Here is a 21,324-nt window from a genome sequence, read left to right on the forward strand (position 1 = left end):
GAACGGAGCGCCTCGGGGGAGTCGGCACCCCCGAGGCGTTTCCCGTGTCCGGGGTCCGTACGCTCCGGTCAGCCCTTCAGAGCGGTGTGCATCCGGCGCAGCCTCGGGCCGAAGGCGCCGCGGACACCGACGGCGGCGGCGAGGTCGCCCGCCGGTCCCAGCCCGGTGCTGATCTCCACCAGGTCGGTGTGCCGGGTGCCCGTCCCGTGCGGCTCGACCGTGTGCGTGTGCCGCCAGTAACGGAACGGACCGCGTACCTGGAGGTCGCTGAACGAGCGCCCTGCCTCGTAGTCGTCGATGACGGCGGTCCACCGTACGGGGTGGAACCCGGCCGCGCCCCAGCGCAGGTCCAGGACCTCGCCCTCCCCGAAGCGCTCGGGCCAGCGCAGGACCTCCACCCCCGGCGGCATGGCGTCCAGGAATCCCGCCCTGCTGAGGATCAGCGCGAACACGCGGTCGGCCGGGGCGTCGAAGTCCTCGACCACCCGCAGCTTCGTGGTGCGCCTCGGCCGAACCCTCGGGTCACGTTCTCGCACGGATGCCCTCCACCGTCTCCTGGACCGAGCTCCAGCATGGCAGGGAGGACCGTGCCGGAGAGCTCGCCCGGGCCGGTGTTTCGCGTGGTTGGTAGGGTCTTGTCGCTTCGCCCCGCCATGAACCGCGCGGCACGGGACGACCGCGACGAGGTGCTGGAGGAGTAGTGGCAGAGTCCGGCGACTTCGGGTGGGCAGGTGAGTACCGGTTGGGTGCCGGGGGCATGGGCGAGGTGTACCTGGCCCGTTCGGCGGGCGGCCGGGCGGTCGCGGTCAAGACGGTGCACGCCCACCTCGCGCGGGACCCGGAGTTCCGCCGCCGATTCGCCCGCGAGTCCGAGACCGCCGCACGGGTCGGCGGGACCTTCACCGCTCCGGTGCTGGACGCCGATCCCGAAGCCGCCGTGCCCTGGCTGGCCACGGCCTTCGTCGCCGGTCCCACCCTCACCGACGCGGTCGCGGCAGCCGGCCGCCTGCCCGACGGTTCGGTCCGCACGGTGGGGGCCGGACTGGCCGAGGCGCTCCTCTCGATCCACGGTGCGGGGCTGACCCACCGGGACCTCAAACCCGGCAACGTGCTGCTGTCCGCCTCGGGGCCGCGGGTCATCGACTTCGGCCTGGCCCGGGCCGAGGACGCCACCGCGTTGACGGACACCGGGCAGGCCGTGGGCACCCCCGGGTACCTGCCGCCGGAGGTCCTGGAGGGCGGGGAGGCCGGTCCGGCCGGGGACGTGTTCGCCCTGGGCGGGCTGCTCGCCTTCGCCGCGACCGGGCGCCACCCCTACGGGGAGGGTCCGGTGGTGGCGATCCTGCGGCGGGTCCTGCGGGAGCCACCGGACCTGGAGGGGATCGAGCCCGGGTTGCGTCAGCTCCTGGCCGCCTGTCTGAGTGTCGACCCCGGGGCGCGACCGCGTACTGACGAGTTGCTCGGCGCGTTCGGCGGTACCGGGACCGACGGCGGGCCCGCCCCGATGCCCCACACGGTGACCGACCTGATCGCCGAACGCGAGGCCTGGGCGGCGCAGCGCCTGGCGGAGGTCCCGTACGGGGAACCACCGGGGCCCGCTTCGCCGACCCCTGGAACACCGGGGCAGGTGTCGGGGGAGACGGACCCGGAGGACGAGGAGCCGGGCGCGGGACGGCCGCCCGCCCGGCTCCGGCGGCGCCCCTCCGGCCTCTCGCTCATCGTGGCCGCGACCGTGGTCGCGCTGGTGGTCGTGGCCGGGTTCCTGATCCCCCGTGTGTGGTCCGGCATCAGCGACTCGGGCGCCCGCCCCGGTTCCGGCGATCCTGCGTCCTCGGGCGGCCTCGCTCCCCCTTCGGAGGGCGCTGAGCCGCCCGGTGAACCCGCCGCGTACACCCTGGTCGCGGCGCACGAGATCGACGTCCCCATTCCGGAGACGACCTGGTACCAGTCCATAGCGCTCTCCCCCGACGGCGGCACCGCCTACATGAAGGGGTCGTCCACCCCGGTGCTCGCGGTGGACACCGGCAGCGGCGCTCCCCTCCACGCCAGTGAGTTCTCCGGTACCGGAGCGATCACCGTGGCGCCGGACGGGACGATGCTGGCAGTCCAGGCATGGGGGGAGACCATGCCCCGTGAGGGGACGTGGGACAGTGCGGAACCCGTCGTCGTCATCGACCCGGAGAGCGGTGCGACCCTTGCGCGGACGACGGTGGGGGCGAGGGGAGGTGAGGTCGCCTTCACCCCCGAGGGCCAGCTCGTCGTCACCAGTCCCTGGGGCGATACCGCCCTGTGGGACACGGAGCACGGCGGGAGGGTCAGGGTCATCGCGCCGAACGGCGGTCAGAGTCTCGCGCTCAGCTCCGACGGCTCCCTCGTTGCCTTCCTCAGGGAGCCGACGCTGATGGAGGACTCGGCTGACGAACCCGCGCGCATCGAGGTGTGGACCTCGACCGGGGAACAGGTGGCCGAGATCGACGCGACGGCGGACGAACGCTACGGACACCTGTCCTTCCAACCGGGCACGACCCAGTTGACCGCGATCGGCAAGAACAGTGTGAGTATGTGGGACGCCACCACCGGAGAAGAGCTGGGTGGCTTCGAGCACGAACTGGGCATCGCGCCGCGGGGTGCTGTCGACGAGGGGACCGGGAGGCTGCTGGCCTGGTCGCTCGGGGGCACCGTGGTGGACGTGGACCTCGACGCCCGTGTCTCGTTGGGGCCGGTGACGGTGCCGGAGGAAAGTGCCCGTGCGGATCTGGCGGCCAACACCTCCGGCGTGGGCCTGTCCGCCGACGGCGGAGTTCTGGTGCGCCTGGGGCACCGACCGCAGGAGGAGAACGAGGAACTGGACGACTACCACCTGTACGTCTGGGAACGGGTCTGACGGGGAGAACTGACACGCATGGAGCGGCTCGACGAGGACGATCCCCGGGAGATCGGCGGTTATCTGGTTCTGGGGCGGTTGGGAGCGGGCGGGATGGGCCGCGTCTACCTGGCCCGGACTCCGGGGCATCGGAAGGTCGCCCTCAAGGTGATCCACCCGCACCTGGCCGGTGAACCGGGCTTCCGTTCCCGTTTCGCCCGCGAGGTGGCGACCGCACGGAGGGTCAGCGGAGCGTTCTCCGCCGCCGTCGTGGACGCGGACCCCGAAGCCGAGGTGCCGTGGATGGCCACCGAGTACCTGGCCGGGCCGACCCTGCGGCAGGCGGTGGTCGAGGGAGGCCCCCTGCGGAAGCGGGAGCTTCACGGGCTGGCGGCGGCCCTGGCCGAAGGACTCGCGGCCATCCACGGTGCCGGTCTGGTCCACCGCGACCTCAAGCCGGGCAACATCGTGCTCGTGGGGGACGGGCCGCGCGTGATCGACTTCGGGATCGCCAAGGCGCTCGACGCGGTGGAGGCCACGCACACGGCTCGGGGGTTCGGGACCCTGGCCTACGTGTCCCCGGAACAGGCGCTGGGTGGTGCGGCGACCGAGGCCAGCGACGTGTTCTCGCTGGGGTCCGTACTGTTCTTCGCCGCGACGGGCGAGCCGCCCTTCGGTACCGCACCGCAGGCCTCCGTCATCCACCGGATCGTGGACCGGGAACCGGACCTGGAACGCGTGCCGGAGGGGCTGCGGTCACCACTGGCGGCCCTTCTCGACAAGGATCCCGAGGACCGGCCGAGCGCCCGTGAAGCGGTACGCGCCCTGGGCGGAGTCCCGGAGGCGATTCGCTGGGAACCGGAGGGGGCGGTCGACCGCCTGGTCGTGGACAGCGAGTGGGAGACCGAGCGGCTCACCGAGCCTCCGCCGGAGCCGGTCCGGCCGACTGACCGGTCCACCGGACAAACGCCCGGACCACGGGTCGGAAGGGGGCGGGCCGCGGCCTACGCCGACGGTGCGCTGGCCGTGGTCGTCTCGGTCGCGCTCGTGGTCTCCCTCGCGTCCGACGGTGTTCCGGAACCGGTCGGAGCCGGGGCCGATTCCGGCCCCGAAGCCGGGAACGAAGCAGAGGCCGATGCCGGGAACGGGGCCGAGGACGAGGAAGTCGAGTACCCGGAACTCCCCCTCAGCGTGTTGGAACCGGTCGAGGCCAACCCGTTGGACGTGGAGTTCGACGCGGACCTGACCCGGGGGATCTCACCGTCGGGCGAGGTCTTCGCATGGGCTCCACCGAAAGAACTGGAGCCGGTGCACTTCGTCTCCCTGCCCTCGGTGCCAGAGGTGGAAACGGCGGGTAACAACCGTTCCTACGAAGTCCCGCGCCACCTCGCGGTAGCCGACCGCCCCTGGTTCTGGGGCACGGTCTACGAGGACGGCTCCTCCGTGATGAACATATCCTCGGACGGCTATCCCGAGTCCGACGACGGGGACGCCCACCATGGGTACACCGCTGTCGACATCGACGCCCTCGGGCATGTTCCGGTGGTCGGCGCCGGGGACGGCACCTTCGGGACGAGGTTCGGAGAGGGCCGTCTGGCCCACACCCACCGGAACCCGGACGGATCCCGGGCCGTGCCGGCCGCCGTCGACGCCGTCGCCGTTGACCGGGAGGGCGAGTACATGGCCGGCGCCGCCGCGGTTGGCAACGACCGCAGCATCCGGGTGGTGCCGTTGGAGGGGCAGGACCGCAACGCGGGAGACGATCTGTACGTCAGCCCGGAACAGGTCCGGGAAGCCGAACTCCTGCCCACCGGCGAGGCGGCGGACGGTAGCCCGGGCGGGCCCGGCGAGGCCTCGGACGCGGGTGATGAGGTCACCGCGATGGAAATCGGCCCGGACGGCGCGGTGGTGGTCTTCGCGGTCGGCACGGCGGTCTTCCGGTGGAACACCGGTGACGACACCGCCGAACCCCTGCCCCGGGGCGCGGGCGACGGTGTCGTGGGATCGCTCGCGTTGAGCCCTGACGGGACCCTGGCCGCCGCGTCCGGGGAGACGGGCGCGGTCAACGTCTGGCACCTCCCGTCCGCGCAGCGGGTCGCCACCATGGAGGTCCCCGAAGGGCCCGCACCGGTGGCGTTCACCGAGGACGGCGGTGCCCTGCGCACGGTGGACGCCGAGAACGTGTTCACCGAGTGGGACGTCGGCGGCCTCGTCTGACCGGCCCTCGGCGCCCGGTTCCGAGCACGACGGCGCCCCCGGTCCCGGGGGCGCCGTCGTGTCCGCACAGCGGTTCGTCGACCTGCCGTCATACCGCCACGTAGCCATATCGTCCTGTCGGTTTGTCGACAGGACTACGAGGCGACAGGTCGATCAGTTGACGGGTCGACCTGTCCCCGTGTCTACTCCTCGCCCTTGGCCACCAGGGTGAGGACGTCGTAGGTGGCGACCGCCTCACCGTCCTGGTCGGTGACGACCGCGTCCCAGCGCACCTCGCCGTAGTCCGCGTTGGTGCGCGGGGTGATCTGCTTCGCGGTCAGCTTCACCCTGATCACCGCGTCCTCCTTCACCGGGGTGAGGAAGCGCAGGTTGTCGACGCCGAAGTTGGCCAGGACCGGCCCGGGGGCCGGGTCGACGAACAGGCCGGCGGCCAGCGACACCACCAGGTACCCGTGTGCCACGATCCCGCCGAACAGCGGGTTGGCGGCGGCCGCCTCCTCGTCGGTGTGCGCGTAGAACGTGTCACCGGTGAACTCGGCGAAGTGGTCGATGTCCGCGCGGGTCACCGTGCGTTCGGCGGACTCGACGGTGTCGCCGATCCGCAGCTCGGTCAGGTCCTTGCGGAACGGGTGCACCTCGCCGACCGTGCGGCGCGAACCCGTGGTCCAGTGCCCGGTGATCGCGGTGAGCATGTCGGGCGAACCCTGGACGGCGGTGCGCTGCATGTGGTGCTTGACGCCGCGCACACCGCCCATCTCCTCGCCGCCGCCGGCGCGGCCGGGGCCGCCGTGCACCAGGACGGGCAGCGGGGAACCGTGGCCGGTGGACTCCTTGGCGTCCTCCCGGTTGAGCACCAGGATGCGGCCGTGCCAGGGGGCGACGCCCAGGACGACCTCGCGGGCGACGTCCTCGTCGTGGGTGACCAGGGAGCCGACCAGGCTGCCCCGGCCGCGTGCGGCGAGCTCGACCGCCTCGTCCACGGTGTCGTAGGTGATGACGGTGCTGACCGGGCCGAAGGCCTCGACCTCGTGCGGCTCCTTCGCACCGGGCTCGGCACGGAGCAGGATCGGCGACATGAAGGCGCCGGACTCGTCGTCGGCGCCGGCCACCTCGACCCGCTCGGGGTCGCCGAACACCAGCTCGCTGGAGGTGCGCAGGGCCTTGACCGCCTTGCGGACCTCCTCGCGCTGGTCGAGGGAGACCAGCGCGCCCACGCGGGTGTCGGGGTTGTCTGCGGCGCCCACCACGGCCTTGGACAGGCGGTCGGTGAGGGCCTCGGTGACGGCTCCGGCCATGGCGGAGGGCACGATGGCCCGGCGGATGGCGGTGCACTTCTGCCCGGCCTTGACGGTCATCTCCGTCACGACCTGCTTGACGTACAGGTCGAACTCGGGGTCCTCGACGGTCACGTCCGGGCCGAGGATCGAGCAGTTGAGGGAGTCGGCCTCCACGTTGAGCTGGACGCCGCCGCTGACCACGTTCGGGTGGTTGCGCAGGATCGCTCCGGTGGCGGCGGACCCGGTGAAGCCCACGACGTCCTGCGGGCCGAGGGCGTCGAGCAGGCCCCGGTGGCTGCCGACGAGGAGTTGGACCGAGCCCTCCGGCATGAGGCCGGACTCGACCATCCGCCTCACGACGGCGACCGTCAGGTAGGCGGTCTGGCCGGCGGGTTTGACGATGCTGGGCAGGCCCGCGAGGAAGGCCGGCGCGAGCTTCTCCAGCATCCCCCAGACGGGGAAGTTGAACGCGTTGATCTGCACCGCGACGCCGGGACGGGAGGTGTAGACGTGCTGGGCGACGAAGGTGCCGCCCTTGCTGAGGGGTTCGAGGGGGCCGTCGAGGATGACGGTGGAGTTGGGGAGTTCGCGTCGGCCCTTGCTGGAGAAGCTGAAGAGGGTGCCGAAACCGCCGTCGACGTCCACCGCGGTGTCGCGCTTGGTGGCGCCGGTCCGGTGGGAGAGGGCGTAGAACTCGTCCTTGTACCCCATGAGGTGCTTGGCGACCTCCTTGAGGATGTTCGCCCGCTGGTGGAAGGTGAGCGAGCGCAGCGCGGGCCCGCCGACCTCACGCGCGTACCCGACCATCGCGGCCACGTCGGGGCCGTTCTTCGAGATCCGTGCGACGGTCTCACCGGTGTTCGCGTCGGCCAGGGGCGCGCCCTCGTCCGCGGGGGTGAACCACGACCCCTGTGCGTAGCTCTCCAGTACTTCGGACACGTGACGGTCCTCTCCTCGGTGCGGGTCTTTGGGAACAGTATTACAGACCGATCGGTCAGTAAATAGCCCCGCAGCTGCGGAAGTACGCCTCACCAGCGCTTTCGCCAGCAAGCTAGGGCTGCTCGCCTGGGCCGTGCAGGGGCGTTTAGCGTGGCCCCATGACCAACTACGCCCGGATGTACCGTCTTGGTCTCACGCCCTGGGAGCGCTACGGCCCCGCAGCCGGCGCACAGCTCCGGTCCTGGCTCGACCGCGAGGCCGAGGAGCGTCCGAACGGCCCCGGCCGGGCACTGGACATCGGTTGTGGACGCGGGCAGTTCACCCCCGAGATCGCCCGGTACGGCTGGGAGGCCGTGGGCGTCGACCTCGTGCCCGAGGCGATCGGGGCCGCCCGGCGCAAGGGGCCGACGGAGGTCGCCTACGTCGTAGGTGACGCGGCCGACCTTCCGGCCGACCTGGGCGCCTTCGACCTCTTTGTCGACATCGGCTGCTTCCAGGGGCTCGACGCGGTTCAGCGGACCGCGGAGGGGAAGGGCGTAACGGCGCTCGCCGCGCCGGGGGCCACCCTGCTGATGCTCGCCTTCGGGCCGTCGAAGTACCGCAAACTCGTCGAGGGCGTCTCACAGGCCGAGGTCGAGGCCGCGTTCCCGGCATGGGAGCTCCTCGACGTGGCGGACGCGGCCACCGGGGGTCTGGGTTGGCCGATGAACCGAACCTCGCCGAAGTGGTACCGGTTCCGCCGCCCCACCGGATGACCCGCAGGCCTTCCGGTGGGGCAACCGTGAGGGTGACGCGGTCGTCCTACGTGGACACCCCCGAAGCCGAGGAGAGCCCCATGTCCCCCGTCCAGATCATCCGCCTGGCGGCCCTCGCGTCGGTCGCCGGTGGCGCAGCCCTCGGCTTGGTCCCCAGCGGGCCTGCGGGTCGGGGTGGCTGACCCTTCCAGCCGGTACTGAGGAGCTCCACGGGTGGTTCGTCATGGGTGAGGCGCCCGACCCGGTGATGGTTACGTGTGGAGCGGCCATGGCTCCGGCGGGGTCGTGGGCGATCGCGTTGATCGTGATCGGAGCGGTCCTGTTGGTGGGAGCCCGGCTCAACGCCCCGTCCCAGCCGAGGACACCGGAGCCGTAGGGCCCCGCCGAGCTTCCGACGACGGGCCCCGGGACCGGCGGGTCCCGGACCACCGCACCGTGTGAGGGCGCCCCCCCCCGGGCCCGGCACAGCCTGTGCGGGTACCTGCACGGGCAGGGCGGCGACACCCGGTGCCCGAGCAGGCAAAGGGGCGTACCGAAAACCGGGACGACCAAGCCGAAACCACTCATGGATTTGTCGACAAACCGACAGGGAGAGGACCCCGGCGGCGGGTTCCCTCCCCCGCCCCGTCCGGGCACCTCGTACCCGTGCGGTCCCTAACGTGTCAGGGACAGTACCTCGGCGCCCGGCAGCTCGGCCAGCAGCGGCCCGGGGACCCGCAGCTTCGACCTGCGCAGCCCACTGCCCACCACCACCCACGGGGTGTCGTACACCCTCTTGTCCACCAGGATCGGCCACCCGCGCGGCACCCCGAACGGGGTGATGCCGCCGTACTCCATGCCGGTCAGTCCGGTGGCCTCGTCCATCGGGGCGAACGAGGCCTTCCGCGCGCCCAGGTGGCGGCGGAGGACACCGTTGACGTCGGCCCGGTCCGTGGCCAGTACCATGCACGCCGCGTAAGTCACCTCACCGCCGCGCTTGGCGGACAGCACCACGCAGTTCGCGCTGGTGTCCAGGGTCAGCCCGTAGGTCTCGCAGAACTCCGCCGTGTCCGCGAGGTCCGGGTCGATCGAGGCGGCCCGGACCGAACCGTCGAAGGGGGCGATGGCCTCGCGCACCGGGTCGGCCGTCAGTTCCGGGTGGTCGTGTGCCGCTACCCATTCGATCCGCTCCGCCATGGCCGCTCCCCGTTCCCGTACCGATCCGCGTTTCCGCTTCCGTACGCCACCATGATGCCGCACGCGGCGGGACGCAATGCGGCACCGAACAGGACCAGGACCGGGGAGGTCGCGGATCGACTCCACCGAGACACTCACTGTCCGTATCCGGCCTGATAGAGGGCTCTGTGCGGGGGTTTGTCACCGTACAATCCGACACATGGAGTCCCCCACCCCCTCCCCCCTCTCCGGCGTCACGCTGCACGGACGCGTGCTCATCGGCGCGTGTGTCGGCGGCGACGGCCCGGTTTCCTTCCACGAAGGGCACGACACGGTGGCGGACCAGCCCGTCACGGTCACCCTCCTCGATCCGGAACCGGCCGCCGATCCAGCCACCGCGCACGCCTTCCTCGGCCGTGCCCAGACCTTCGCGGGCCTCAGCGCACCCAACCTCGTGCGTGTCCTGGGAGACGGACAGGACGGGGAGCACGTGTACGCGGTTACCGAGCACACGCCGGGGGAGACCCTCGCCGAGGTGCTCGGCAGCGGTGAGCAGGGACTGCGCTACAGCCCGCACACCGCGCTCTCGATCGTCGCCGACGTTCTCGAGGCCCTCCGCCCGGCGCACGACGAGGGGCTGGTGCACGGCGCCCTGAGCCCGGACAACGTCGTCCTGGACGACGACGGCGGGGTGACGGTCACCGGTTTCCGGCTCGTGGGGGTCGAGGAGGCGACTCCGCGCACGGACGTGCACGCCGTCGGAATGCTCCTGCACACCCTGCTGACGGGAGAGCTCCGGGTCGCGGACGGCGCTCCGCTGCGCCCCTCGGCCACGGTCCCCGGCCTGCCGCCGGACCTGGACATGCTGGTCGCCAACGCCACCGAACCGAACCCGCGCTACCGTCCGCGTGACGCCGGACAGTACCTCACCCTGGTCGAGCAGGTCCTGAGGTCACTCCCCCGGCCCCAGGACCCGGCCGCCGCGACCCAGCCGATCCCGGTGGTGGCTTCCGAAGCGGAGACCGGGCCTTCCACGCACCGGGCCGGGGACGGCACCGGCGAAGACCGTCCCGCCCCCTGGCGCCGTTTCCCGCTTCTGGCGGCCGCGGGGGTCCTCGTGCTGGCGCTCTTCGCCGCGGGGTGGGCCCTGGTCCCCGACGAGGCGGTCGAACTCCCCGACCTCGCCGGGTTCTCCCCGGAGATGGCGGAGGCGGAACTGGCCGCCCTCGGACTCGACCTCTCCTTCACCTACGAGGACGCCTACAGCGACGGCATCGAACCCGGCGAGGTGGCCGCCACCGACCCCGCCGCGGGCACGGAGCTGGAGGCCGGAGGGTCGGTCGTCCTGGCGCTTTCCGTCGGCCCCCGGCACGTCGGGGTCCCGGACGTCGTGGGCGGTACCGAGAACGAGGCCCGCAACCTCCTGCGGGAGGCCGGTTTCACCCTGGTGGAAGTGGTGCAGGAGCACTCGGCGGAGGAGGCCCCGGGGACCGTGCTGTCCTCGGAACCGGAGGCGGACGAGACCGGCGACCGCGAGGAGACGGTGACCCTGCACGTCAGCGAGGGTGTCATCGTCCCCGACCTCATGGGCATGGGACGGACGGAGGCGTCCGAGGCCCTGGGCGGGATCGGTCTGTCCGTCACCGCCGTGGAGGCCCCCAGCGACTCCGTTCCCGAGGGCGGCGTCAGTGGTCAGGCCCCCGAACCCGGCGCGATCCTGCCCGAGGACGGCACGGTCACCATCACCGTCTCCACCGGTCCCGAGGAGGTCGTGGCGGAACCCGAGGAGCCGGAGGAGGAGCCGGCCGGGCCCGAAGAGGCGCCGGACGACGCTGAGCAGGAGTCTCCGGAGGCTTCCTGCTCCGGTGAGTCCTGGGACCCCCGGACGGTCTACGACGAGGGTGACCGGGTGCACTTCGGGGGCCGGGTGTACGAGGCCCGCTGGTGGATCCAGGGGATTCCGCCGACCGTCGGCGGGGAGTGGGGTGCCTGGTCCGACCAGGGGCCCTGTTGAAGCCACCGCGTACCCACCGTGGCCCGTGGCGCGGCCCCGACCGGGACCGCGCCACGGGAGGGGCCGCTCCGGGGCGGGCGGATGGCGCGGCCCAGGGGTCAGTGTCAGTCCCCGGGGGAGAAGTCGGCGGCGTGGTCGCGGGCCCACTCCCGGAAGGTGAGGGCGGGGCGGCCGAGAACCCGGGAGACGTCCTCGGAGACGGGCTCCGGGACGTCGCCGTTCTCGGACCAGTGCCTGATGATCTGGTCGGCGAAGTCCTCGCCCACCGCCTCGGCCAGTTCGGCCCGGGCCTCGTCCAGCGGCTGCTCCTCCCAGCGCGCGTGGACGCCGATCGCCTCGCCGAGCACCCGCACCTGCTCGACCTGGCTGATCACCTCGGGTCCGGTGGCCACGTAGGCCCGGCCCACGTGCGCGTCGTCGAGCAGCGCACGTACCGCCACCGCGGCCAGATCCCGCTCGTGCACCACGGAGCGCCGGATGCCCCCGAACGGCGCGCGGACCACCCCGCGGTGGACCTGGTCGGACCAGGCCAGCGCGTTCGCGGCGAACCCGCCGCCGCGGATGAAGGTCCACTCGCGGACCGACTTGCGGACCTCCCGCTCCACGCTCCCCCAGACCCCGCCGTTCCCCTCGGTCGCGCCGGTCGAGGACAGGTGGACCACCCGGTCGACGTGCTCGCCCAGAGCGGCGACGACCTCCGCCGCGCCCTCGGCGGCGTCGTCGGTTCCGGGCCACACCAGGTACGCGGCCCAAGCGCCCTCGGCGGCGGCGGACACGTCCTCGGGGCTGGTGGTGTCACCCGCGACCACCTCCGCCCCCTCCGGTAGCCCCGCGCGTGCCGGGTCCCGGGTCAGGGCGCGTACCGGGACGCCCTCCGCGAGCAGTCCCGCCACCACGTGGCGTCCGGTGTTACCTGTGGCTCCGGTGACCAGAATCGGCTGTGTCATGGTCCGTCTCCTCTCGGTGGGCCGGGAGGGGTCCCCGGCCGGGCGCCCCTGAGGCGCCCACGGACCACACAACTGCCTCAACCAATGTTGAGGTCAAGTCCTGGCGGAGGCGGTGCATCCGACGGCGACACGCGCTAGAGCCCCTCCGCGTCCCGGGCCAGCTCGCCGAAGTGGGCGACCGCGGCCCCCAGGGCGAAGTGCGCGGCCTGGTGTTCGGTCATCGGGACGATCCCCGCGGGGATCTGGACCCTGAACGGGAAGTCGTCCTCGGGCCGGATCCGGAAGTCGTCGATCACCCCCTGGGACAACAGGAGGGTCAGGGCCTCGCGGACGTGGCCGGTGCGGTTGTCTGACGCCCAGATCGACATGTGACCACGTTAACCCGGAACGGTCCGGAAGAACCGGTGCGGGCGGGCTCCGAGGCCCGCCCGCACCGGTTTTCCGCAGGCAGGGAGAGTACGGGCACGACCCCCGTGGTGTCCGTCTCCTGCCGTGCCCGCGGCCGTCAGCGTCCCCCGACGGCGGCCGCGGAGCGGGAACGCCCCGTCCTCAGGGCTCCTCGACGACGCGGGCCTCCCCCGCGAGGACGTGGGCGGTCAGCCGGCGCAGGGAGAGTCTGGCGGCCTCGAACTCCTCCTCGGGCAGGTCGATGACCCGCCCGACGGCCTCCGGGATGCCGCGGGCGCGTACCCGCAGCGCGGCCCCCTCCTCGGTGGGCAGGACCCGCACCGAGCGCTCGTCGGCGGGATCCCGGTCCCGGCGCAGGAGGCGGTTGGTCTCCAGGCGCTTGAGCAGGGGGGTGAGCGTTCCGTAGTCGAGTTGGAGTACCGCTCCGATCTCCTTGACCGAACATTCCCCGCGTTCCCACAGCAGCATCATCACGAGGTACTGCGGATAGGTGAGGCCGAGCGGAGCCAGGAGAGGACGGTAGAGGTTCGTGACGGCACGCGAGGCGGCGTACAGCGCGAAGCACATCTGCTCGTCGACTGCCGGGAGTTCGAAGTCGCCCGCGGGGGCTGGGGATCGGTCGGGCATCACACGACATCGTAGTAACCGCGCACCCGATGTCAAAGCCCACAATTGCCTTGTGTACAAGCAAAAAAGGGACGTCAGGAACAGGGGTGTTCATAAGCATCCAAAAGCCCACAGGAAGGCGCCGGTGCGGACGGACCGCACCGGCGCCACACCCCGAACGGGGCCTGTCCGACCCTGCCCGACTACTCCCGTGCCCGCACGCTGCTCGGCAACCGGCGCTTGACCACCTTGCCGGTGGCGTTGCGCGGCAGGTCCGCCAGGACCACCACGTCGCGCGGAACGGAGAACCTGCCCAGCACCTCGCGCACGTGCATGCGGAGCTCGTTCGGATCGACGGAGGAACCCTCGTAGGGCACCACGTACGCCGCGAACCGCTGCCCGAACTCCTCGTCCGGGACCCCCGTCACCACCACCTCGCGCACCGCGGGCATCGTCACGATCGCCTCCTCCACCGGGCGCGGGAAGACGTTCTCACCGCCCGACACGATCATGTCGTCGTCCCGGCCGGCCACGTGGAGCAGCCCGTTGACGTCCACGTAGCCGCGGTCCCCGGTCTCCATCAGCCCGTCGGCCATCCGCTTGCTCCGGCCGCTCGTGTAGCCGTCGAAGAGCATCTCGTTGCCGACGTGGATGGCGCCCCTGCTCCCCTGCGGTACCTCCCGGCCCTGCTCGTCCAGCACCGCGATCCGGGTGCCCAGCGGCGGCCGCCCCGCGGTGGTCGGGGCCGACCTCAGGTCCTCCGGGGTCGCGATCGTCGCCCACGACACCTCGGTCGAGCCGTACAGGTTGTAGACGACGTCCCCGAACACGTCCATGAAGTCACTGATCAACTGCGGGCTCATCGCCGAACCGCTGCACGCCACGATCCTCAGCGAGGAGGTGTCGTACCTGTCCCGGGTCGACCTCGGCAGGTCCATGATCCGCCGCAGCATCACCGGTACCGCGAACAGCGCCGTACACCGGTGCTCCTGGACCGTCCGCAGCACGTCCTCCGGCTCGAACAACCGGCGCATCACCAGGCTCGCCCGCATCGACATGCCGAGCTGGACCCCGGCCAGACCCCAGGTGTGGAAGACCGGCGCGGACACCAGGATCCGGTCCCCGGAGTTCAGCGGAATCCGGGACAGCACCGAGGCCGCGTCCTGCGGCCCCTTCGGAGTGGGACGGCGCGCGCCCTTCGGCGTCCCCGTCGTCCCCGAGGTCAGCACGATCAGCCTGCCCGGCCGCTCCGGGGGCCCGGGGTCCACCGCGCCGGGCCCCTGCCTGCCCTCCGGTACCCGGGGCCCGGGGGTGCCCGACTCCCCCCAGGCCGTCACCCGCGGGAGCTCCGGCGGCAGAGCGCCGCACAGCTCCTCGAACTCGGCGTCCGCGACGAGCAGCGAGACCTCGTTCTGCTTCACCACGTCGACCAGCGGCCCGGCGGCCAGGCCGGTGTTCAGCAGGACGGCGTCGGCGCCCAGCCGCCCGCAGGCCACCATGGTCTGCACCATCCCGGCGTGGTTGCGGCACAGGATCCCCACCCGGGTGCCCTGCCCCACCCCCATGCCGTGCAGCTCCCGCGCCAGGGCACGCCCGAGCAGGTTCATCTGCCCGAACGTGGTACTCCCCGCGTCGTCGATCACGGACACCCGGTGGGGTACCCGCTCACCGGCGGCGGCGTAACCGCCCGCGATGGTGGCCCCCCACGTCCGCAGCGCACGGAGCTGGCGGACCACCCTGTCCGGGCGGCCCGGGGACAGGACCCCGGCCTTGACGAGCACCCTCACGACCCGGAGGGTGTGGCGCAGTTTCGACGGTGCGGGCGGACTGCCGGTCTGGGCGGACATGGGGACTCCGAAAGGGCGTACGGGACGGGCGAAGCGGTCCGCGCCCTCCGGGAAGCCTTCGCCTCGTGACTCCACGGAGTACTGCGACCGTAGGCGAGGGACCCGTACCGTTTCTTCTTCTCGGAGTGAGTGACTACCCGCGCGTACTTGTCACTACAGGTCGAGTTTCATCGGCGGCTTACTGGGTTCGGGCATGCCGCCCTCGGGCTCCAACGTGACACCCACCTGGACGGGTTCGCCCATGTCGTGGGACATCGCCGAGTACCGGCCGTCCGGAGAGGGCTCCAGCATCCCCGCGGAACGCATGCCGTCCTCGTCCACGTACCAGACCTGGTAGGCCATCCCGGGCGGGGTGTCGGGCAGACCCTCCACCACCAGCATCAGAGCGTCCATCTCGTAGGACGTGAAGGCCGTCGCCCTCGCCCCGCCCCCCAGGGAGCCCTCGTGCATGTGCGTGTCCGGTGCGGAGAGGAGGGCCTCGACCTCGGCCGTGTGACGGCTCACGTCGTCCCGGTGGCGGTCGACCGCCACCAGTGCGGCGCCGAGCACCACCGCCACCAGGGCGCACGCGGCGGCCACCAACCAGGGGAAGCGCCCGTACCACCAGCGGCCCGGCCCCGGAACGGTCCCTTCGGGAACGGTGGGCGGGGGATTCTGCCTGGTCCGCCGGGCCGACGCGCTGATCCGCGCCCACAGTTCGGCCGAGGGCTCCTCCGACTCCGCGTAGGCCATGCGGACCAGGGTCTCGCGGAACTCCTCCAGGTCTCGGCGGCACTCGTCGCAGGCGGCCAGGTGGCGTTCGGCCTCGGCCCGCTCCCCGGGCTCCAGCGCGTCGACCGCGTAACCCGCGATCAGACCGTGCGCTCGCATGTCGCTCACGTGATCACCCCCAAGCAGTCCCGAAGCCGGATCAGGCCGTCCCGCAGACGACCCTTCACGGTGGTCAGGGGCACTTTGAGGAGCTCGGCCGCCTCCCGCTGCGTGTGCCCCGTGTAGTAGGTGAGGCGGACCACGTCCTTCTGCAACTGCGTGAGCCGGCGCAGACAGCGCCGGACCTTCTCCCGTTCGAGGGTGTTCTCCACGTGCCTCTCGACACCGTCGGCGGGTGTCGTCTCCGGTTCCAGCCGACCGGCCGCGGCCACCCGCGCGGTCGCCGACTCCTCCGACCGCACGCGGTCGACCGCCTTGCGGTGGGCGATGACGAGCACCCAGGAACGCGCGGTGCCCCGTTCCGGAGCGAAACGCCCGCAGTTCCGCCACACGTCGAGGAAGACCTCCTGGGCGACCTCCTCGGACTGTGCCTCGTCCAGGAGCACCCTGCGGACCACCCCGAACACCGGGCCGCTCAGCTCCCGGTACACGCGCTCGAAAGCGGCGAAGTCGCCGAGGGCCGTCTGCCGCATCAAGGACGCCAGGTCCTCGTCCGACAGGGCGGATCCGCGGCCGGGCCCTCTGGCACCCGTCCTGATACCACTCACCTGTTCCACTGCCATCTTCCTCCCAGCGCCGTCATTCCGGCATTCGGTGCCAGGCGCCCGGAGGAGACGCCCCCGGAGAGGGATGGTTACCTTTTCGTGATCATATGGTACGTCTCCTCCGCACCGACGGCTCCGAACCAGGGGCATGTTCGACACCAACCGCACCACGGGCCCGGTTCCGGGAGCGATCGCCGGTCTCGTCGCGACCGGAGCCGCACTCGCCGTCGCCGAGGTCGTGGGCGCCCTCGTCTCCCGACCGGGGGCGACCCCGGTCCTGGCCGTCGGTGACGCGGCCGTCGACCTGACGCCGCAGCCGCTGAAGCAGTTCGCCGTCGACACCTTCGGCACCGCGGACAAGATCGCCCTGTTCGTCGGTATGGGCGTCATCCTCGTAGCGTTCGCGGCCGTTCTGGGCGCCTGGTCCGGGAGGCGGCTCCGGATCGGATACGCGGGCATCGCGGTGTTCGCGGCCCTGGGCCTGGCCGCCGCGCTCACCCGGCCCGACAGCGGGGTGCTCGACGCGCTCCCGACCCTCGCGGGCGCCCTCGCCTGCGCCGCCGTCCTGCTCTGGCTCCTCCGGACCGCCGGGACCGGCCCGGCCGAGCCGACCGGTGACGGACCACCCCCTCAGGGGTTCGACCGCCGGCGGTTCGCCCTCGTCGCGGGTGCCGCCGCTGCCGCCTCGGCGGGCGCGGGAGCCGCGGCCCGGGCACTCGCCGGCTCTGGTGCGGAGCTGTCCAGACCGGACGTCCTGCTGCCGCGGCCGGCGTTCCCGGCGGCACCCCTCCCGGACGGCGCGGACCTGGAGATCGACGGGCTCGCCCCCTTCCTGACGCCCAACTCGGACTTCTACCGGATCGACACCGCCCTGTCGGTCCCCCGGGTGGACGCCGCCGCCTGGGAACTGCGGATCCACGGTCTGGGCGCGAGGGAGCGCGTGTACACCTTCGCCGACCTGCTCGCCCGGAACGACCTCACCGAACGCGACATCACCCTGGCCTGTGTCTCGAACCCGGTCGGCGGCGACTACGTGGGAAACGCCCGGTGGATCGGGGTCCCCCTGGCGGCCCTGCTGGCGGAGGCCGGAGTGCGTTCCCCACGGGACGGCGGGCGCGCGGACCAACTGGTGTCGCGCTCACAGGACGGGATGACCATCGGAACGCCCGTCGCCGACGTGATGGACGGCCGGGACGCGCTCATCGCCGTCGGCATGAACGGACGCCCGCTCCCCTACGAGCACGGATTCCCCGCCCGCATGGTGGTCCCGGGCCTCTACGGCTACGTGTCGGCGTGCAAGTGGATCGTCGAGATCGAACTGACCACGTTCGACGCGTTCGACGCCTACTGGGTACCGCGCGGTTGGTCCGCGCGGGGCCCGGTGAAGACGCAGTCGCGCATCGACACACCCCGGGCGTCCTCCACCGTCGGGGCCGGGCAGGTGACCGTCGCGGGGGTGGCCTGGGCACAGCACACCGGAATCGACGAGGTCGAGGTCCGGGTGGACGGCGGAGAGCGGCAGCGGGCGAGCCTGGCGGCGGAGGACACCGCCGACACCTGGCGCCAGTGGGTCTTCGACTGGGCTGCCGCACCGGGGGAGCACGAGCTCGCCGTGCGTGCGACCGACCGGCGGGACAGGACCCAGACAGCCGACCCCGCTCCCCCGGCCCCCGACGGGGCGACCGGCCACCACACCGTCCGGGTCACCGTCGAATGACGGCCTCCCCACAGAGCTCCCGCGCACCAGGCGCGGGGAGTGCCGGCCCGGAGTCGGCACGAAGGTACGAGAACCGAACAGCAGGAGAGATGATGACCGCTTCCGCCACCAGCACCGTGCGCCGCCTCCTCGTCGCCGGGGCCATCAGTTTCACCGCAGCCCTGACCATGGCGGCCTGTGAGAACACCTCCTCCGACGCCCCCGCCGTGGAGAGCGAGGAGATGGAGGACGAGGGGATGGAGGACGAGGACTCCATGGAGGAGGAGATGGAGGACGGGGAGGGCGAGGACTCCATGGACGAGGAGATGGAGGACGAGCCCATGGACGACGGCATGGGTGACGAGGAGTCCATGGACGAGGACATGGACGAGCCCATGGACGACGACAGCTGACGCTGCGCCGGACCCCCGGCTCCTCGGCGCGGGGCCGGGGAGCCGGGGGTCCGGGTGACCGGTTCCGGGGTCACGGACTCACGTCAGCGGCCCTCGGAACCCGGTTCCTCAGGAAACGGTGATCGGTGCGGACGGGTCGTCGGCGTTGGTCACCTCGTAGGTGGCGGTGAAGTCCGACTCCGTAGCGTTGGTCGGGCACCCGAAACCGCCCTCGACCACGACCGGGGCCGAGGTGTCGAAGGCCAGCGTGGAGGCCGGGTCGCCGTTGGTCCAGGTACCGCTGATGGCGGCTTCGGCCTCGGGGCTGACCGTGGCGGTGCACGAAGCCAGGCCGCTGGTGGTGACCACGATGCCTCCGGCCGGAACCAGCATCGTTCCGGTGGAGGGCGATCCGGCCTGCATCGACATCTCCCACACCGCGTCGTTCACGGTCACGTCCGCGCCCACGAAGGCCATGTTCGTGTCGCAGTCGTCGAAGTTCGGGGCCTGGATGGTCCCCGAGACCGGGCCGTCGGGGTTGTGGTTGTCCGGGGCGTCCGGGACGAGGTTGTGCCCGCCGCCGGGCTCGGTGGCGGAGACCTCGCAGGTGACGATGGTGGAACCGGCGGAGAAGGTCGCCGTTCCGGTCATGGACGCGGAGAAGGCGGCACCGGCGGGCTCGACGGTGGTCGGGTTCGCCTGGGCGGCGAGGGCGGGACCGCCCCAGGCCAGGACGAGCGCCCCGGCACCGGCGACGGCGAGGCAGGAGCGGTTGCGGGATCTCGGTTGCGGAACCGACATGAGTACTCCTTGTGTGTGACGGCCGGACGGCACACTGCGGGCGTCCGGCGGCAACTGGGGGTGTTGTTCGCGCCGACGTAGGTAGATGTCACTTGCCGGAGGACAACCGGAGACGCACGAGGCGGGGTACTGCCCCGCGCGCCTCCGGAGGATCAATAGCCCCGAAGCACCCGTAAACAGGGAGTGGTCAGTCTTCGGCCGCGGTGGAGGCCGGGAGGGGCGCCGTTTCGGCTGGGCCCTCCGACGGCGCTCCCCCGCGCCCCCTTCTCCGGGTTCCCTTCCGCCCGAACCGCCGTTTCCGGGGCGGGCGTGCGACGGGCCGCCAGGAAAAGGCCAGGCCGCCGCCGACCAACGCCAGGAGGGTGCCGATCACCAGGCCGCCGAGGTTGGACAGGATGAGCGCGCCCAATCCGAGGAATCCGGCCAGCGAACCGGTGATGACGTGCTGGTTCGGGGTGAACCAGGTGACCGATCCGAGGACGATCAGCATGCCGCTGAACACCAGGGAGGACACCCCGGCGACACCGGTGTGGATCATCAGTTCCACCGGCATCACCACGAGCGCGCCCATCTCGATCCCGGCGAGGATCATCAGGAGCCCTCCCGCGAAGGGTCGCCGCCTGGACCAGTTGCGCCAGGCGGTCCACAGGCTCCGGAAGGACCTCAGAAGCACTCGTTGCTCCCGCTGCTGATGCCCAGGCTCAGGTCGGCCAGCCGGAAGGTCCCGGCGGTGGCGGAGATGGCGGTCTGTTCGAGGTCCTCGACGTAGATCGTGTCGGACTGCATGCCGAAGAGGTCGTTGAAGCCCTTCGCGGCCTCCGGGCCCTTGTCCAGGGTGGAGGCGTCCCGGCCGATCTCCATGTTGGCGAACTCGGCGTTGCCGTCCATCTGCTCCATGTCGATGATCAGGTTGCTGGCCTCGACGGGGGTGTCCCCGGTTCCGGCGGTCAGCTGGAGCGAGACCTGCCCGATGATCGGCATCTCGGTGAGCACCGACTGGCACAGGTTGTTGAGCTCGGCCTCGCGGATACCGGCGACGGCGGTCGGTACGGCCTCGCCGCGGATGGTCTCGTTGACCCAGCCGTACTGCACGAACCCCTCACCCTGGAGCTCGTCGGCGGAGATCTTGAACTCCTGGCCGGAGACGGTGAAGGAGGCGGCGAGCGCTCCCGAGGCCATGGCGAACAGGATTCCGCCGACCGCTGCCGTCGCCGGGACGGAGAACAGGGCGAAGCGCTTCCAGCTGGTGTGGCTCTCGGGTGTCTCCGCGGCGTCGACGGAACCCTCGGCCGTGTCGGGGGATGTGGTGTCCATGCGAGTCCTTCCCTGGGTGCATGGCCGCGCTGCGCCCGCCGTCCCCCCGAACATCCGGCACGCGGCCTGGTCTGATTTCCCCGTGTAGCGGGGCGGCACCGGACCAGAATCGGTTCCAGTAACGCTGCACATCATGTATCGGAGCCAGTCGAATTTCAAGGGTGCCAAGGGAACTTTTGTGTCTTTCCCGTTCATTCCGAGAATGATCTTGCATGCGACTTGCAGGGCTCTGACGTGCGGTGATGCCAACAAGGTGGTGCAGTGCCAGCGGATACGAACCATTCGTTGACGACGATGCCGTTCCGGGTCGGTTGAGTATTGAGGAGAACGTGATCCCCGAAGGTGTTCTCCTTTGTCATCGGGGTGAGCGGTTTCCTTCCCCGAGTTCCTCATTCCGGTGAGTGGTCGTGACCGGTGGGACTCGGGGGCTCGGTTCGGGAGGAGGGGAACGCGCACGCGCGTGCGTGGAGGGCTGTGTCCTGACGGAGGCCGGCACACGGGTGCGGCCCGGCGCCCGGGTCCGGGGCCGCTGGTCCCGCGGTGACTGGGGACACAGGCGTTTCGGTTTGCTTGGAGTGGGAGCCACGGGTAATGTTCTCCAGGTCGCCGCGGGACGGC

Annotated in this window: 18 protein-coding genes; 6 read left to right on the forward strand and 12 right to left on the reverse strand. The window is 71.6% G+C overall.

Features of this window, described 5'->3' with window-relative positions; all coding sequences use genetic code 11:
- Window positions 1–68: 68 nt before the first annotated feature.
- Complete coding sequence (locus tag AC0VYD_RS00175; RefSeq protein ID WP_475478011.1) at window positions 69–536, reverse strand: SRPBCC family protein; 468 nt, start codon at window positions 534–536, stop codon at window positions 69–71.
- 164 nt (window positions 537–700) lie between these two features.
- Between AC0VYD_RS00175 and AC0VYD_RS00180 the strand changes: the two genes are divergently transcribed.
- Together AC0VYD_RS00180 and AC0VYD_RS00185 are read left to right on the forward strand one after the other, a co-directional pair.
- On the forward strand, window positions 701–2,884 hold the full coding sequence (locus AC0VYD_RS00180; protein WP_475478012.1) for a WD40 repeat domain-containing serine/threonine protein kinase: 2,184 nt from the start codon (window positions 701–703) through the stop codon (window positions 2,882–2,884).
- Window positions 2,885–2,902: 18 nt separating this feature from the next.
- Entirely contained in the window at window positions 2,903–5,080 is a 2,178-nt protein-coding gene (locus AC0VYD_RS00185; RefSeq protein WP_475478013.1) for a WD40 repeat domain-containing serine/threonine protein kinase, read from the forward strand.
- 182 nt (window positions 5,081–5,262) lie between these two features.
- On the opposite strand, the gene paaZ is transcribed toward AC0VYD_RS00185, so the two are convergent.
- On the reverse strand, window positions 5,263–7,296 hold the full coding sequence (gene paaZ, locus AC0VYD_RS00190) for a phenylacetic acid degradation bifunctional protein PaaZ (protein ID WP_475478014.1): 2,034 nt from the start codon (window positions 7,294–7,296) through the stop codon (window positions 5,263–5,265).
- 158 nt (window positions 7,297–7,454) lie between these two features.
- Here paaZ and AC0VYD_RS00195 point away from each other — a divergent pair, with 158 nt between their 5' ends.
- Window positions 7,455–8,051 (forward strand): class I SAM-dependent methyltransferase, encoded by a 597-nt coding sequence (locus AC0VYD_RS00195; RefSeq protein WP_475478015.1) that lies wholly within the window; start codon window positions 7,455–7,457, stop codon window positions 8,049–8,051.
- A gap of 654 nt (window positions 8,052–8,705) precedes the next feature.
- Here the strand turns inward: AC0VYD_RS00195 and AC0VYD_RS00200 are convergent.
- Window positions 8,706–9,227 (reverse strand): YbaK/EbsC family protein, encoded by a 522-nt coding sequence (locus AC0VYD_RS00200; protein WP_475478016.1) that lies wholly within the window; start codon window positions 9,225–9,227, stop codon window positions 8,706–8,708.
- A 199-nt stretch (window positions 9,228–9,426) separates the two neighbouring features.
- Between AC0VYD_RS00200 and AC0VYD_RS00205 the strand changes: the two genes are divergently transcribed.
- Entirely contained in the window at window positions 9,427–11,220 is a 1,794-nt protein-coding gene (locus tag AC0VYD_RS00205) for a PASTA domain-containing protein (RefSeq protein WP_475478017.1), read from the forward strand.
- Window positions 11,221–11,324: 104 nt separating this feature from the next.
- On the opposite strand, the gene AC0VYD_RS00210 is transcribed toward AC0VYD_RS00205, so the two are convergent.
- From AC0VYD_RS00210 to sigK, 6 genes are all read right to left on the reverse strand, one after another.
- A complete protein-coding gene (locus tag AC0VYD_RS00210; RefSeq protein WP_475478018.1) occupies window positions 11,325–12,167 on the reverse strand; it encodes an SDR family oxidoreductase in 843 nt (280 codons plus the stop codon).
- Window positions 12,168–12,301: 134 nt separating this feature from the next.
- Window positions 12,302–12,535 (reverse strand): hypothetical protein, encoded by a 234-nt coding sequence (locus tag AC0VYD_RS00215; protein WP_191268001.1) that lies wholly within the window; start codon window positions 12,533–12,535, stop codon window positions 12,302–12,304.
- A gap of 181 nt (window positions 12,536–12,716) precedes the next feature.
- A complete protein-coding gene (locus tag AC0VYD_RS00220; protein ID WP_475478019.1) occupies window positions 12,717–13,202 on the reverse strand; it encodes a MarR family winged helix-turn-helix transcriptional regulator in 486 nt (161 codons plus the stop codon).
- 182 nt (window positions 13,203–13,384) lie between these two features.
- Window positions 13,385–15,028: an AMP-binding protein gene (locus AC0VYD_RS00225; protein ID WP_475478020.1), complete on the reverse strand. Its 1,644-nt coding sequence runs from the start codon at window positions 15,026–15,028 to the stop codon at window positions 13,385–13,387.
- A 153-nt stretch (window positions 15,029–15,181) separates the two neighbouring features.
- Window positions 15,182–15,898: an anti-sigma factor gene (locus AC0VYD_RS00230; RefSeq protein WP_475480382.1), complete on the reverse strand. Its 717-nt coding sequence runs from the start codon at window positions 15,896–15,898 to the stop codon at window positions 15,182–15,184.
- A 5-nt stretch (window positions 15,899–15,903) separates the two neighbouring features.
- A complete protein-coding gene (sigK, locus tag AC0VYD_RS00235; protein ID WP_473037340.1) occupies window positions 15,904–16,521 on the reverse strand; it encodes an ECF RNA polymerase sigma factor SigK in 618 nt (205 codons plus the stop codon).
- Window positions 16,522–16,651: 130 nt separating this feature from the next.
- On the opposite strand from sigK, the gene AC0VYD_RS00240 reads away from it, so the two are divergent.
- Entirely contained in the window at window positions 16,652–18,220 is a 1,569-nt protein-coding gene (locus AC0VYD_RS00240; RefSeq protein WP_475478021.1) for a molybdopterin-dependent oxidoreductase, read from the forward strand.
- 92 nt (window positions 18,221–18,312) lie between these two features.
- Window positions 18,313–18,612, forward strand: a complete 300-nt coding sequence (locus tag AC0VYD_RS00245) for a hypothetical protein (protein WP_475478022.1) — start codon at window positions 18,313–18,315, stop codon at window positions 18,610–18,612.
- 108 nt (window positions 18,613–18,720) lie between these two features.
- Here AC0VYD_RS00245 and AC0VYD_RS00250 read toward each other — a convergent pair whose 3' ends face one another.
- From AC0VYD_RS00250 to AC0VYD_RS00260, 3 genes are all read right to left on the reverse strand, one after another.
- Window positions 18,721–19,392, reverse strand: a complete 672-nt coding sequence (locus AC0VYD_RS00250; protein ID WP_475478023.1) for a hypothetical protein — start codon at window positions 19,390–19,392, stop codon at window positions 18,721–18,723.
- A 187-nt stretch (window positions 19,393–19,579) separates the two neighbouring features.
- A complete protein-coding gene (locus AC0VYD_RS00255; RefSeq protein WP_475478024.1) occupies window positions 19,580–20,065 on the reverse strand; it encodes a DUF6114 domain-containing protein in 486 nt (161 codons plus the stop codon).
- Window positions 20,056–20,706, reverse strand: a complete 651-nt coding sequence (locus AC0VYD_RS00260; RefSeq protein ID WP_475478025.1) for a DUF6230 family protein — start codon at window positions 20,704–20,706, stop codon at window positions 20,056–20,058. The genes AC0VYD_RS00255 and AC0VYD_RS00260 overlap by 10 nt, the downstream gene beginning before the upstream one ends.
- Window positions 20,707–21,324 lie beyond the last annotated feature (618 nt).

The organism is Nocardiopsis sp. iso_40 (assembly GCF_056173285.1).

Coding starts and splice junctions, on each gene's coding strand:
- AC0VYD_RS00200 (WP_475478016.1), bottom strand. CDS start 9,227: ATGGCGGAGCGGATCGAATGGGTAGCGGCACACGACCACCCGGAACTG.
- AC0VYD_RS00250 (WP_475478023.1), bottom strand. CDS start 19,392: ATGTCGGTTCCGCAACCGAGATCCCGCAACCGCTCCTGCCTCGCCGTC.
- AC0VYD_RS00205 (WP_475478017.1), top strand. CDS start 9,427: ATGGAGTCCCCCACCCCCTCCCCCCTCTCCGGCGTCACGCTGCACGGA.
- AC0VYD_RS00220 (WP_475478019.1), bottom strand. CDS start 13,202: ATGCCCGACCGATCCCCAGCCCCCGCGGGCGACTTCGAACTCCCGGCA.
- AC0VYD_RS00245 (WP_475478022.1), top strand. CDS start 18,313: ATGACCGCTTCCGCCACCAGCACCGTGCGCCGCCTCCTCGTCGCCGGG.
- AC0VYD_RS00215 (WP_191268001.1), bottom strand. CDS start 12,535: ATGTCGATCTGGGCGTCAGACAACCGCACCGGCCACGTCCGCGAGGCC.
- AC0VYD_RS00195 (WP_475478015.1), top strand. CDS start 7,455: ATGACCAACTACGCCCGGATGTACCGTCTTGGTCTCACGCCCTGGGAG.
- AC0VYD_RS00240 (WP_475478021.1), top strand. CDS start 16,652: ATGTTCGACACCAACCGCACCACGGGCCCGGTTCCGGGAGCGATCGCC.
- sigK (WP_473037340.1), bottom strand. CDS start 16,521: ATGGCAGTGGAACAGGTGAGTGGTATCAGGACGGGTGCCAGAGGGCCC.
- AC0VYD_RS00185 (WP_475478013.1), top strand. CDS start 2,903: ATGGAGCGGCTCGACGAGGACGATCCCCGGGAGATCGGCGGTTATCTG.
- AC0VYD_RS00260 (WP_475478025.1), bottom strand. CDS start 20,706: ATGGACACCACATCCCCCGACACGGCCGAGGGTTCCGTCGACGCCGCG.
- AC0VYD_RS00210 (WP_475478018.1), bottom strand. CDS start 12,167: ATGACACAGCCGATTCTGGTCACCGGAGCCACAGGTAACACCGGACGC.
- AC0VYD_RS00230 (WP_475480382.1), bottom strand. CDS start 15,898: ATGCGAGCGCACGGTCTGATCGCGGGTTACGCGGTCGACGCGCTGGAG.
- AC0VYD_RS00225 (WP_475478020.1), bottom strand. CDS start 15,028: ATGTCCGCCCAGACCGGCAGTCCGCCCGCACCGTCGAAACTGCGCCAC.